Source organism: Streptomyces sp. NPDC050085 (genome assembly GCF_044460595.1).
Classification (GTDB): Bacteria; Actinomycetota; Actinomycetes; order Streptomycetales; family Streptomycetaceae; genus Streptomyces.
The window spans coordinates 65,639-78,707 of record NZ_JBITJZ010000003.1 but is presented as its reverse complement, the minus strand read 5'-3'; the positions used below and the strand labels follow the sequence as shown (position 1 = coordinate 78,707).

Below are 13,069 nucleotides of genomic sequence, written 5' to 3'. Positions count from 1 at the left end.
GCCAGCGCGGCCGCCACGCGAAGCGGTAGGAGTAGGAGCCTGCCGGGCCGCTAGAAACCCCGGGTCCGCTTGGCCGCGCGGCGGCCGGACGCCCCGGGGGAGCGGATGAACAGGCGGGAGATCTCGCTTCCCAGGTTCACCCCGATCGCGATCGCCATGGCCAGCGCGGCCGCCTTGGACAGCGAGGCGAGGCCCTTGTTCATGTCGTTCTGGGCGATCGCGAGCAGCCCGAAGTACGTCGCCGAACCGGGCAGCAGCGGGCCGATCGCCGCCGTGACGTAGGGCAGCGCCGACGCGAAGCGGTACCGCGAGAACAGCTGGCCGAAGAGGCCGACGAGCCCGGCCGCGGCCGCCGTGGAGGCCACCGGCGAGATCTCTCCGGCGTAGTGCATGGCCCCGTAGACCACCCAGGCCACACCCCCGTTGAGGGTCACGGCCAGCACGGTCGACCGCTCCTGCTGCAGCAGCACGGCGAACGCGAGCGACAGCGCCATCGACGAGACGATCTGCCAGTACGGCCGGTCCTGCGACACCAGCGCCGCCTCGGGGTTGAGGCTGGCGTGCAGCTGCACACCGACGTACAGCATGATCAGCACGCCCACGACGATGCCGACGAAGAAGTACATGACTTCCAGGAGCCGGGCCGCCGCCGTGATGTAGAAGCCGGTCAGACCGTCCTGCACACCGGCCACGAGCGCCCGCCCGGGCAGCAGCGCGAACAGACCACCGGTGATCACCGCGGAAGCCCGTACGTCCACATGGGCGAGCGTGAGCAGCAGCCCTATCCCCGCGGGCGGCATCGCGGCGACCGTGAACTGGTAGAACTCCGGGAACCCGCGCCCCGCGCACAGCCACGCGAGCCGGTCGCCCAGCATCGCGCCGATCGCCGCCGCGACGAACACGACGAGGTCACCGCCGACGAGGATCGAGGCGGCACCGGCGAGCAGCCCGTTCGCCGCGGTGAGCGCCCAGCCGGGATAGGGGTGCCGGTTGCGCCGGATCTCGGCGAGCGTGCGGTACGCCTCCTCCAGCGTGACGCCCCCGGCCTCGTCGTACTCGTCGCTGATGTCGTCGACGAGCCGGAACACGGCCGCGAGCCGCGTGTAGTCCGTACCGCGGCGCCGCACGGTCCGCGAGGCCGTCACCGGATCGTCCACGAGCGACGGCTGGAACGTGATCGACAGCAGCGTGAAGGTGACGGTCGGCTCGCACCGGTCGAGCCCGTAGGACCGGCACACGGCGAACATCGCCGCCTCCACGTCCTCGGCGCCCTCGCCCCCGGCGAGCAGCAACTCCCCGATGCGCAGCGTCAGGTCGAGCACGCGCGGCACGGCGGGCCCGGCGTCGTCCTCCTTGTGCACCTTCTCCGGCGCGGGCCGCTCGGCCACCGGCAGCCGCAGCATGGTCCGCATCCGGTCCTGCCAGGGCGCCTCCTTGGTCAGCTTGACCATGGGGATGCCGTGCGGCGGGGTGAACGCGGGCGACTGCCGGGCGCTGTACGTCCTCGGCGGCGTGAACGCCGAGCCCTCGGAGTCCGCGGGCTCGGCGGGCGGCGCACTGAACCCGTCGGGAAGGGCGAACTCCGAGGTGGTCGACGACTCCTCGTCCGCCACCGGAGCCGGCGCCACGACCCCCACGGGCTGCGTGAACGCGCTGCGCGCCTCGTCGGACTGAGGCTTCCGGTCCTCCGCCTCGGACTCCCGCTCCGTCACCTCTGCCGATCCTCGCCCTTCGCACGACTGGGGTTCGCGACTGCCTCTGGTACGCCTCTACCTCTCGTAGGCCTCAGTATGCGCACGAATACGCGAACAGGCCGCGCGACCCATGGTGGGGATCCCGCGGCCTGTTCATGAACTCCGGGGCTGTCAGTGACCGCCCTGGTCCTGCGCGCGCTTGTAGGAACGCTCGATCTCGGCCTCGGCCTCGGTGCGTCCCACCCAGTCGGCGCCCTCGACGGACTTGCCGGGCTCCAGGTCCTTGTAGACCTCGAAGAAGTGCTGGATCTCCAGGCGGTCGAACTCGGAGACGTGGTGGATGTCGCGCAGGTGCTCCATCCGCGGGTCCGTCGCCGGGACGCACAGCAGCTTGTCGTCGCCGCCGGCCTCGTCCGTCATCCGGAACATGCCGATCGCGCGGCACTTGATGAGGCAGCCCGGGAACGTCGGCTCGTCCAGGATGACCAGCGCGTCCAGCGGGTCGCCGTCCTCACCGAGCGTGTTCTCGACGAACCCGTAGTCCGTCGGGTAGGCGGTCGAGGTGAACAGACGACGGTCGAGGCGGATGCGACCGGACTCGTGGTCGACCTCGTACTTGTTCCGCGATCCCTTCGGGATCTCGATCGTGACGTCGAACTCCACCGGTGGCTCCTCCATGATCAACACATACGACTGGTGGTTAAGTGTCCCTCACGCAGGTGTGTGATCGCGAAAGGGGCTGGTCCGCGGTGCCGGAGCTGAAGGCTTCGCAGCTCGTTACGGGCGTTGCGAAGACCAAGACCAGGCAGTTCACGGTGGGCGCGACGGCGGTGGGTCTCGCCTTCGCGGCTGTCGTGGCGGCCACGGCCGGTCCCTGGGACTCTTCGGGTCAGCGTAAGGCCGAGTCGGACCGGGCCGCGTCCCAGGAGGGCGGGGGTGGCGCAGATCACGGCCGTACGACGCCCCGCGCACCCTCCGCGGCACCGAGCGCCCCGGCCGTCCTCGCGGCCCCCGGTTCCTCCGTCCCCGGCCCGACCCGGAGCGCTCTGGCGGACGTACTGGACCCGCTCCTGAAGGACTCCGCGCTCGGCACGCACCGCACCGCCGCGGTCGTCGACGCCGTCACCGGAAAGAGGCTCTACGGAAAGTCCTCGGGTGACGCCCTGACACCCGCGTCCACGACCAAGCTCGCCACCGCCGTGGCCGCCCTGACCGCGGCGGGCCCCGACCACCGCATCGCCACCCGCACGGCCCTCGAGAAGGACGCCGGCGGCTCACGGGAACTCGTACTCATCGGCGGCGGCGACCCCACCCTGACGGCCCGCGAGAAGAATCCTTACGGTGCCGCCAGCCTGCGCACTCTCGCCGACGAGACCGCGAAGTCCCTCAAGGCCGCGGGCACCACCGAGGTCACGCTCTCCTACGACGCCTCGCTGTACTCCGGGACGCCCTGGCACCCCATCGGCCCCAACGAGAACCTCGCCCAGGTCACCGCCCTGATGGCCGACGAGGGCCGCACCGACGGCTCGAACAGCGGCCCGGCCCCGCGCACCGGCGACCCGGCGGCCGCGGCGGCGCAGAAGTTCGCGGGCCTGCTGCACGACCGCGGCATCAGGACCAAGGGCGACCCGGGGCCGAGCAAGGCCTCCGGGCAGGCCGAGGACGTCGCGAAGGTCGAGTCGCCGCCGCTGTCCGCCCTCGTCGAGCGCATGCTGACCAACAGCGACAACGACATCGCCGAGGCCCTCGCCCGGCAGACCGCCGTCGCCGCCGGCGAGAGCCACGACTTCGACGGCGCGGGCCAGGCCGTCAAGAAGCAGCTGGCCAAGCTCCGACTCCCGCTCTCCGGCGCCCACTTCGCCGACGGCAGCGGCCTCGACCGCGCCGACAAGGTCTCCGCCGACCTGCTCACCGGACTGCTCGCCAAGGCCGCCGCCACCACCCACCCCGAACTGCGCTCCGTCCTCACCGGGCTGCCCGTCGCCGGCTTCACCGGCACCCTCAGCGACCGCTACGGGGACGCGGCCGACGCCTCCGGCACCGGCCTCGTCCGCGCCAAGACCGGCACCCTCACCGGCGTGAACACCCTGGCCGGCACGGTCGTCGACGCCGACGGCCGCCTCCTCGCCTTCGCGTTCATGACGCAGGGCGCCCCCGGACCCCAGTCGGCCCAGGCGGGCCTGGACCGGCTCGCCTCGGCCGTGGCCAACTGCGGCTGCCGCTGAGAGTCAGGGTCCGGTCAGGGTTCAACCCCCTCCGCGTACCCAAAGGGTCACGTACCGTTGACGCATGACGAGCTTCGGCAGTGCGGCTTCGGCAGGAATGGTCGACTGGAACCTCGCGGTGGCGACGGCGACCCGACTCGTGAGGCCCGGCCCGGAGGTGAGCCGGGACGAGGCGCGCGCCGTCGTCGCGGAGCTGCGCCGGCACGCCAAGGCGTCCGAGGAGCACGTGCGCGCGTACACGCGCATGGCGACGGACTTCGACGGGGCGCACGACACCCCCGTCCTCGTCGTCGACCGTCCCGGCTGGGTGAAGGCCAACGTCGCGGGCTTCCGCGAGATCCTCAAGCCGCTGCTCGAGAAGATGGAGGAGCGCCGCGGCGGAGGGCCCGGCGGCGCCGTGCTCGGCGCGGTCGGCGGCAAGGTCACCGGCGTCGAACTCGGCATGCTGCTGTCCTTCCTGTCCTCCCGCGTCCTCGGCCAGTACGAGACCTTCGCCCCCGCCACCCGCGACCTGCCGGCCGCGCCGAACGGCGGCGGCAGGCTGCTGCTCGTAGCGCCGAACATCGTGCACGTCGAGCGTGAACTCGACGTGGATCCCCATGACTTCAGGCTCTGGGTCTGCCTGCACGAGGAGACGCACCGCACCCAGTTCACGGCCGTGCCCTGGCTGCGCGACCACCTCGAGGGCGAAATCCAGTCGTTCCTCGCGGAGACCGAGGTCGACCCGACGACGTTCCTCGAGCGCATCCGCGAGGCCGCCCAGTCGCTGGCCGGCGGACGCCCCGAGGGCGACGTCGAGGAGGGTGCCGACGGTGGCCGCTCGCTCGTCGAGCTCGTCCAGTCCCCGGCGCAGCGCGAGATCCTGGCCCGGCTCACCGCCGTCATGTCCCTGCTCGAAGGCCACGCGGACTACGTGATGGACGGCGTGGGCCCCGCCGTCGTGCCCTCGGTGGGGGAGATCCGCGAGAAGTTCAAGGAGCGCAGGCAGAAGGGCGCCTCCCGGCTCGACCTGGCGCTGCGCAAGCTCCTCGGCCTCGACGCCAAACTGCGCCAGTACCGCGACGGCGAGAAGTTCGTCCGCGCGGTCGTCGACCAGGTCGGCATGGACGGCTTCAACCGCGTGTGGACCTCGCCCAACACGCTCCCGACGAAGGCGGAGATCGCCAAACCGGCGGACTGGGTCGCGCGGGTGCACAACAAGACGGACGGCGCTCACGACGCTCCGTGAGGCACGCCCAAAATTGCTCAGGATCACCCATCCGAGGGACCGTAGGCCGTGGGTAGGCGTGCAATGCTCAGGGAACAGCTCGTCTCTGTCACCATCGACACACTCTGCGTGACCGAAGTCACCGAGTCACCGTTGAGCGACTCAGCCGTTCTAGTTGATTCCTAGTTGGCGCCCCATCCCCCCAGACAACGGAATGAAGGGAACCGGACATGGGTCCCCATCCTGCGGTCGCGGCGATACGCCTGGCGGTCCGCCGCGTCCTCCACGACATCCTCAATGAACACCCCGCAGGCCCCGCGAGTCCCGGACCATTGGTGCTCGTCGCCTGCTCCGGCGGCGCCGACTCCATGGCGCTCGCCTCGGCCCTCGCCTTCGAAGCCCCCAAACTCGGCATCCGCGCCGGTGGCATCACCGTCGACCACGGTCTGCAGCCCGGCTCCGACACCCGCGCCGAGGACGTCGTGCTGCGCCTGACCGCCCTCGGCCTGACCCCCGCCGAGTCCGTCGCCGTCCGGGTCGGCCGCGAAGGAGGGCCCGAAGCCGCCGCGCGCGACGCCCGCTACGCCGCCCTGGACGATGCCGCCGAGCGCCACGGCGCCGCCGCCGTCCTGCTCGGCCACACCCGCGACGACCAGGCGGAGACCGTCCTGCTCGGCCTCGCCCGCGGCTCCGGCATCCGCTCCCTGTCGGGCATGGCGCCCGTCTCCGGGGGACCGGGGGCCGTCCGCCGTTACCGCCGCCCCTTCCTCAAGCTCGACCGGCAGACCGCCCGCAAGGCCTGCCTCGTCCAGCACCTGCCCGTGTGGGACGACCCGCACAACACCGACCCGGCCTATACGAGGTCGAGGCTGCGCCACGAGGGCCTGCCCGCCCTGGAGAAGGCGCTCGGCAAAGGAGTCGTCGAGGCCCTCGCCCGTACGGCCCAGCTGTCCCGGGACGACGCCGACGCCCTGGACACCTGGGCCCAGCAGGCCGCCGATTCCGTGCGGGACGCGGCCGGGCTCCTCGAATGCGCCAAGCTCTACGCGCTGCCGCCCGCCGTGCGCCGCCGCATCCTGCGCAAGGCCGCCATCGAGGCCGGCGCTCCCGCGGGCGCCCTCTTCGCCCGCCACATCGAAGAGGTCGACCGCCTGATCACCGGCTGGCGCGGCCAGGGGGAGATCAATCTCCCGGGCAAAGTCGTCGCCCAGCGGCAGGGTGGCAGACTGGTCATCCGGCAAGGCTGACTCGACGGCTCACGTCGCGGCGGCCGGTGGGACGACCGAAAGTGATGCGGGTGGACGCGAAAGACATGGGCACCGACCTTCAGTCGGTGCTCATCACCAAGGAAGAGATCGACGCGAAGCTGGCCGAGCTGGCCGCGAAGGTCGACGTGGAGTACGCGGGCAAGGACCTGCTGATCGTCGGGGTGCTCAAGGGCGCCGTGATGGTCATGGCGGACCTGGCGCGTGCCCTGTCCACCCCCGTCACGATGGACTGGATGGCGGTGTCCTCGTACGGCGCGGGCACCCAGTCCTCCGGCGTCGTGCGGATCCTCAAGGACCTCGACACCGACATCAAGGGCAAGCACGTCCTGATCGTCGAGGACATCATCGACTCCGGACTGACGCTGTCCTGGCTGCTCACCAACCTCGGCTCGCGCGAGCCCGCCTCCCTCGAGGTGTGCACGCTGCTGCGCAAGCCCGAGGCGGCCAAGGTGTCCATCGACGTGAAGTGGGTCGGCTTCGACATTCCGAACGAGTTCGTCGTCGGATACGGCCTGGACTACGCGGAGAAGTACCGGAACCTGCCGTTCGTCGGCACGCTCGCCCCGCACGTCTACGGCGGCTGAGCGCCCGTCAGGCAGGTTCGCAGCGGCGGGAACCCTCCGGGATGTCCCGCCGTTGGAGCATGCGAAGGCGCGTTTGTCGGTCGTCCCGTGCGGCGTCGGGTGACAATGCTGGGGTACCGTCCGAAGAACAGTTCTTCAAACAGCTTCAAACAGCCTTATCAAACTCACTATGGCAGGAGGGACGGGGCGTCATCGCTCCGTATGGATGGACGTGAAGCGATACTTCCGTGGGCCGGTCATGTGGATCGTGCTGGCCGTCCTTGCCGTGGTCGTGTTGATGCAGGTCGTCGGTTCGTCCGGCGGCTACAAGACGGTGGACACCGGCCAGGTCATTCAGGCCATCGACGACAACAAGGTGCAGTCGGCCAAGCTGACGACCGGCGATGAGAACACCATCAAGGTGGAGCTCAAGGACGGTCAGAAGGTCGACGGCGCGAGCAAGATTCAGGCGAGCTACATCGGCGACCAGGGCGTCGAAGTGGCCAAGGACCTGCAGGCCAAGTTCGAGGACAAGCAGATCCCCGACGGGTACACCGTTTCCCCGTCGAAGCAGAACCCCTTCGTGGGCATCCTGCTGTCGCTGCTGCCCTTCGTCCTCATCGTGGTCGTCTTCCTGTTCCTGATGAACCAGATGCAGGGCGGCGGCTCCCGAGTCATGCAGTTCGGGAAGTCCAAGGCCAAGCTCATCACCAAGGACACCCCGAAGACGACGTTCGCCGACGTCGCCGGTTCGGACGAGGCCGTCGAGGAGCTCCACGAGATCAAGGAGTTCCTGCAGGAGCCGGCCAAGTTCCAGGCCGTCGGCGCCAAGATTCCCAAGGGCGTGCTGCTGTACGGCCCGCCCGGTACGGGCAAGACGCTGCTCGCGCGTGCCGTCGCGGGCGAGGCGGGCGTCCCGTTCTACTCGATCTCCGGTTCCGACTTCGTCGAGATGTTCGTCGGTGTCGGTGCCTCCCGAGTCCGTGACCTCTTCGAGCAGGCCAAGGCGAACGCGCCGGCGATCGTCTTCGTCGACGAGATCGACGCGGTCGGCCGGCACCGTGGCGCAGGCCTCGGCGGCGGTCACGACGAGCGCGAGCAGACGCTCAACCAGCTGCTCGTCGAGATGGACGGCTTCGACGTGAAGGGCGGCGTCATCCTGATCGCCGCCACGAACCGGCCGGACATCCTCGACCCGGCGCTGCTGCGCCCGGGCCGCTTCGACCGGCAGATCGCGGTCGACCGCCCGGACATGCAGGGCCGTCTGGAGATCCTCAAGGTCCACCAGAAGGGCAAGCCGGTCGCGCCCGACGTCGACCTCTCCGCCGTCGCTCGCCGTACGCCCGGCTTCACGGGTGCCGATCTGTCGAACGTGCTGAACGAGGCGGCGCTGCTGACCGCCCGCTCGGACCGCAAGCTGATCGACAACCTGATGCTGGACGAGGCGATCGACCGTGTGGTCGCGGGCCCGCAGAAGCGGACCCGGATCATGTCGGACAAGGAGAAGAAGATCACCGCGTACCACGAGGGCGGGCACGCCCTGGTCGCGGCGGCTTCGCCGAACTCCGACCCGGTCCACAAGATCACGATCCTGTCCCGCGGCCGTGCGCTCGGGTACACGATGGTGCTCCCGGACGAGGACAAGTACTCCACCACGCGCAACGAGATGCTGGACCAGCTCGCGTACATGCTGGGCGGCCGCGCGGCCGAGGAGCTCGTCTTCCACGACCCGACGACCGGCGCTGCGAACGACATCGAGAAGGCCACCGGTACGGCCCGCGCGATGGTCACGCAGTACGGCATGACCGAGCGTCTCGGTGCCATCAAGTTCGGTGGCGACAACACCGAGCCGTTCCTGGGCCGCGAGATGGGTCACCAGCGCGACTACTCGGAAGAGGTCGCCGCGCTGGTCGACGAAGAGGTCAAGAAGCTCATCGAGACCGCGCACAACGAGGCGTGGGAGATCCTGGTCGAGAACCGCGACGTCCTGGACAACCTGGTCCTCGCGCTGCTCGAGAAGGAGACGCTGAACAAGGAGCAGATCGCCGAGATCTTCGCCCCGATCGTGAAGCGCCCGGCCCGCCCCGCGTGGACCGGCTCCTCCCGCCGCACCCCCTCGACCCGCCCGCCGGTGCTCTCCCCCAAGGAGCTCTCACTGACGAACGGGGCGAACGGATCGTCGGCCGCCATCGAGACCACCACCCCGGTGGACACGGTGAAGGACGAGCGCCCCGAGAGCTGACCCGGTCCCCGGAGGATCTCCTCCGACCCGGAATGCAAGCCGCGTCCCCCACGCTTTACGGTGTGGGGGACGCGGCTTTTTGCGCTGCCGCGCCGGTTCATACGAGGGAGAACACCAGATGACCGACCCGGTGACGCTGGACGGCGAGGGCCCGATCGGCGAGTTCGACGAGAAGCGGGCCGAGGACGCCGTGCGCGAGCTGCTCATCGCGGTCGGCGAGGACCCGGACCGCGAGGGCCTGCGGGAGACGCCGGCGCGGGTCGCGCGCGCGTACAGGGAGATATTCGCCGGGCTGTGGCAGAAGCCCGAGGACGTCCTGACGACGACGTTCGACCTGGGCCACGACGAGATGGTGCTGGTCAAGGACATCGAGGTGCAGAGCTCGTGCGAGCACCACCTGGTGCCGTTCGTGGGCGTCGCGCACGTCGGCTACATCCCGTCCACCGACGGCAAGATCACGGGCCTGTCGAAGCTGGCCCGTCTCGTCGACGTCTACGCCCGCCGCCCGCAGGTCCAGGAGCGTCTGACGACCCAGATCGCGGACTCCCTGATGGAGATCCTGGAGCCGCGCGGCGTCATCGTGGTCGTCGAGTGCGAGCACATGTGCATGACGATGCGGGGCGTGCGCAAGCCGGGAGCGAAGACCATCACGTCAGCGGTGCGCGGGCAGCTGCGGGATCCGGCCACCCGGGCCGAGGCGATGAGCCTGATCATCGGGCGCTGAGGCGCTGAGGCGCTGAGCCCCTGCGGCGCCGGCCGGATCAGGCCGCCGGCGCCGTGCCCTCCGTGTCGTCGTCCTCCGGGAGCTTGCAGACGCGCTCCAGGAACAGTGCGGCCGCTATCACCGCGATCCCGGCGAGGACCGAGAAGCCCGCGTAGATCGCCTGGTCGCGGCGGGCCGGGATGTCCAGGGACTCCAGGAGGAACGCGCCGGTGCCGCCGTACATGCCCGCCACCAGCGCGGCGACCAGGGCGCTCGCCTGACCGAAGACGAGGGCGCGGGCGGCCATCATCGGGTCGACTCCCTTGGCCCCCGGTCGGCGCTCGCGCTGGGCGCGCAGCCGGGAGCGCAGCGAGAGCGCCGTCGCGAGCAGGACGACGGCGATCACGGCGAGCACGATGGGCGCGGCCAGCGGCACCCGCGGCAGCGTGCCGACCGAGTCCCACAGGCGGGCGCCGGCCCAGGACAGCACTCCCGCGACCAAGAAGAGGCCGAGCAGAGTCCTGATGCGCAGTTGCTTCATCCCCGTTGATCGCCCCTCTTGTGCCCCTCGTGTATCCACGGCCTGCCCGCTAGACCTTAACGACTACTCGGGCAGTCGGAGTTCCAGGTCGACGCGCGGTGCGACACCGGCGCGGGTGACGGAGTCCAGGAGCTGGGCGACGGCGCCGCGGCCGGGCAGCTGGGCCTCGGGCTCCACGTCGTGCCAGGGCGCCAGGACGAACGCGCGCTCGTGGGCCCGCGGGTGCGGCAGCGTGAGGACCGGGTCGTCCGAGACGACATCGGCGTACGCCACGATGTCGACGTCGATGGTGCGCGGGCCCCAGCGCTCGTCCCGTACGCGGTCGAAGGCCTCCTCGACGGCGTGGGCGCGCTCCAGGAGGGAAGAGGGCGGCAGCGTCGTCTTCAGGACCACCACCGCGTTGAAGTACGAGGGCTGGCTGCCCGGGTCGACGCCCCACGGCTCCGTCTCGTAGACGGGAGAGACGGCTTTGACGCGGACGCCGGGGGTGTCCTCCAGGGCGTCGATGGCGCCCTGCAGGGTCTCCAGGCGGTTGCCCAGGTTCGAGCCGAGGGCGATCACGGCGCGCTTGGGGTTGGAGAGCGTGGTGTCGGCGGCGTCCACCTGCTCCACCACGGAGGACGGCACCGGCTGGACGGTCGGGTCGAACTGAGTCTTGTTCATACTCGGCTCCGGGTGATGGTGACGGTCACGTCGTCGAAGGGCACGGTGATCGGGGCGTCCGGCTTGTGGACGCAGACCTCGACCTCCTGCACCCCCTCGTGCTTCAGGCACGCCTGGGCGATGCGCTCCGCGAGCGTCTCGATGAGGTCGACCGGCTCGCCCTCGACGACGGCCACGACCTCCTCCGCCACGATGCCGTAGTGCACGGTCTTCGCCAGGTCGTCGTCGGCCGCCGCCGCTCGGGTGTCAAGGCCGAGTACCAGGTCCACGATGAAGGTCTGGCCTTCCTCGCGCTCCTTGGGGAAGACGCCATGGTGCCCGCGGGCCTTGAGGCCGCGCAGCGCGACACGATCCACGCGAATCACTCCTGCAGTCGTCGGTAGTGGCCGGTCCCGTCGATGTGCGGTCGACGCGATGGCCTCCATCGAATCTACCTGCGAGCACTGACATCCCCCGCCCGTGGGGGCTATGGACAGACGGGCTCGCGGCTGGTAGCCGCCCATACCCAGGTGGCCGGGAAACCAACCCGGGGCCGGGATTTCGGACCCTTTCAGGGGCGCCTACCCACTCAGGAGGGTGAGCCGTCGTCGTCGGCGTTGCCCATCTCACCCAGTTCGTCGGAGTCGTCGTCCGACTCCGCGAGGACGGGGGAGGCGTGGTGCGACCAGAGCTTCCAGCCGTCGCGGGTGCGCCGGAACACGTTGGTGGCGACCACGCGCTGCCCCACCAGCGGGCCGAGCTCCTCGCCCTCGTCGGGGGCGGGGCCGCCGCTGAGGATGTTCTCCGTGCAGGTCACCAGGGCGGTGTCGGCGACGACGCTGATGTGCACGTCGGTCAGGAAGAACTGGATGTACTCGGTGTTCGCCATGATCAGCGCGTAGCTGCGGAGCACTTCGCCGCGGCCCGTCAGCACCGGCCAGCCCGGGTGCACGCAGCTGATCGAGGTGTCCTCGGCGTCGTCCGGGTCCGCGTCCTCGGCGTACGCGACGTCCTCGGGCGCCAGCCACAGCGAGGTGAGTTCCTCGAAGTCGCCGCGCTCCATGGCCTCGTAGAAGGCGCGGTTGGCGTCGTCGACGGCCTGGGTGTCGGTACTGGTCACAGGGCTCCCTCGACCGCGCGAGCGACGCGGACGGCGTCGGCGGTGGCCCGCACCTCGTGGACGCGCACGGCCCAGGCACCGGCGTGCGCGGCGATCGCGGAGACCGCGGCGGTGGCGGCGTCGCGCTCGCGTGCGGGCGGCGGGGCGCCCTCCTCGCCGGCCAGTACGTGTCCGAGGAACCGCTTGCGGGAGGCCGCGACCAGGATCGGGTGGCCGAGGGCGCGCAGCCGGTCGAGGTGGGCGAGGAGGGAGAGGTCGTGCTCGGCCTCCTTGGAGAAGCCGAGACCGGGGTCGACGACGATGTGCTCGGGGGCGATGCCGCCCGCGATCACGGCCTCCACGCGCGCGTGCAGCTCGCTGACGACTTCGGAGACGACGTCCTCGTAGGTGCCGCGAACGGTGGCGCCCTCCAGGAAGCCCCGCCAGTGCATCACCACGAACGGGGCGCCCGCGGCGGCGACGACCGGGACCATCTGCGGGTCGGCGAGGCCGCCGCTCACGTCGTTGACCAGTACCGCGCCCGCGGCCAGGGCCTGCTCGGCGACGCTGGCGCGCATGGTGTCGACGGAGACCGTGACGCCTTCGGCGGCGAGTCCGCGTACGACGGGGACGACGCGCTTGAGCTCCTCGTCCTCGTCGACGCGGGTGGCGCCGGGGCGGGTGGACTCGCCGCCGACGTCCACCAGGTCCGCGCCCTGTTCGACAAGGTCGAGGCCGTGCTTGACGGCACGGGTGGTGTCGAACCAGCGGCCGCCGTCCGAGAAGGAGTCGGGCGTCACATTGACGACCCCCATGACCGCGCAGCGGTCCCAGACGGGGAGGTGGGCTACGTGGCCGCGGTGGACCTGCGACGTGCTCATGGCT

At 70.6% G+C, this 13,069-nt stretch carries 13 protein-coding genes; 6 read left to right on the top strand and 7 right to left on the bottom strand.

Annotated elements, in window-relative coordinates; translation table 11 throughout:
* Positions 1-50: 50 nt before the first annotated feature.
* Together ACIBUY_RS12840 and ACIBUY_RS12835 are read right to left on the bottom strand one after the other, a co-directional pair.
* A complete protein-coding gene (locus ACIBUY_RS12840) occupies positions 51-1,712 on the bottom strand; it encodes a threonine/serine exporter family protein (protein WP_365567583.1) in 1,662 nt (553 codons plus the stop codon).
* 153 nt (positions 1,713-1,865) lie between these two features.
* Positions 1,866-2,357, bottom strand: coding sequence for an inorganic diphosphatase (locus ACIBUY_RS12835; RefSeq protein ID WP_164303342.1), 492 nt, complete (start codon positions 2,355-2,357; stop codon positions 1,866-1,868).
* Positions 2,358-2,443: 86 nt separating this feature from the next.
* Between ACIBUY_RS12835 and dacB the strand changes: the two genes are divergently transcribed.
* The 6 genes from dacB (at position 2,444) to folE (ending at position 9,923) form a co-directional block, all read left to right on the top strand.
* On the top strand, positions 2,444-3,919 hold the full coding sequence (gene dacB / locus ACIBUY_RS12830) for a D-alanyl-D-alanine carboxypeptidase/D-alanyl-D-alanine-endopeptidase (protein WP_399152553.1): 1,476 nt from the start codon (positions 2,444-2,446) through the stop codon (positions 3,917-3,919).
* 64 nt (positions 3,920-3,983) lie between these two features.
* The gene (locus tag ACIBUY_RS12825) at positions 3,984-5,147 is read left to right on the top strand and encodes a zinc-dependent metalloprotease (RefSeq protein ID WP_399152552.1); all 1,164 of its coding nucleotides are present in this window, start codon (positions 3,984-3,986) and stop codon (positions 5,145-5,147) included.
* Positions 5,148-5,356: 209 nt separating this feature from the next.
* Positions 5,357-6,373, top strand: coding sequence for a tRNA lysidine(34) synthetase TilS (tilS, locus tag ACIBUY_RS12820; RefSeq protein ID WP_365567577.1), 1,017 nt, complete (start codon positions 5,357-5,359; stop codon positions 6,371-6,373).
* 65 nt (positions 6,374-6,438) lie between these two features.
* Complete coding sequence (hpt, locus tag ACIBUY_RS12815) at positions 6,439-6,978, top strand: hypoxanthine phosphoribosyltransferase (RefSeq protein ID WP_365567575.1); 540 nt, start codon at positions 6,439-6,441, stop codon at positions 6,976-6,978.
* Between the two features lie 205 nt (positions 6,979-7,183).
* Entirely contained in the window at positions 7,184-9,199 is a 2,016-nt protein-coding gene (ftsH, locus tag ACIBUY_RS12810) for an ATP-dependent zinc metalloprotease FtsH (protein WP_365567573.1), read from the top strand.
* 118 nt (positions 9,200-9,317) lie between these two features.
* Positions 9,318-9,923, top strand: coding sequence for a GTP cyclohydrolase I FolE (folE, locus tag ACIBUY_RS12805; protein ID WP_365567571.1), 606 nt, complete (start codon positions 9,318-9,320; stop codon positions 9,921-9,923).
* Positions 9,924-9,960: 37 nt separating this feature from the next.
* Here folE and ACIBUY_RS12800 read toward each other — a convergent pair whose 3' ends face one another.
* The 5 genes from ACIBUY_RS12800 to folP all read right to left on the bottom strand — a co-directional run bounded on the left by ACIBUY_RS12800 (position 9,961) and on the right by folP (position 13,065).
* Positions 9,961-10,443: a DUF3180 domain-containing protein gene (locus ACIBUY_RS12800; RefSeq protein WP_365567569.1), complete on the bottom strand. Its 483-nt coding sequence runs from the start codon at positions 10,441-10,443 to the stop codon at positions 9,961-9,963.
* 63 nt (positions 10,444-10,506) lie between these two features.
* Positions 10,507-11,106 (bottom strand): 2-amino-4-hydroxy-6-hydroxymethyldihydropteridine diphosphokinase, encoded by a 600-nt coding sequence (folK, locus tag ACIBUY_RS12795; RefSeq protein WP_365567567.1) that lies wholly within the window; start codon positions 11,104-11,106, stop codon positions 10,507-10,509.
* Complete coding sequence (gene folB / locus ACIBUY_RS12790) at positions 11,103-11,462, bottom strand: dihydroneopterin aldolase (protein ID WP_018531932.1); 360 nt, start codon at positions 11,460-11,462, stop codon at positions 11,103-11,105. Before folB ends, folK begins: the two co-directional genes overlap by 4 nt.
* 212 nt (positions 11,463-11,674) lie before the next feature.
* Entirely contained in the window at positions 11,675-12,205 is a 531-nt protein-coding gene (locus ACIBUY_RS12785) for a nuclear transport factor 2 family protein (RefSeq protein WP_365567565.1), read from the bottom strand.
* Complete coding sequence (gene folP, locus ACIBUY_RS12780) at positions 12,202-13,065, bottom strand: dihydropteroate synthase (RefSeq protein WP_365567563.1); 864 nt, start codon at positions 13,063-13,065, stop codon at positions 12,202-12,204. Before folP ends, ACIBUY_RS12785 begins: the two co-directional genes overlap by 4 nt.
* Positions 13,066-13,069 lie beyond the last annotated feature (4 nt).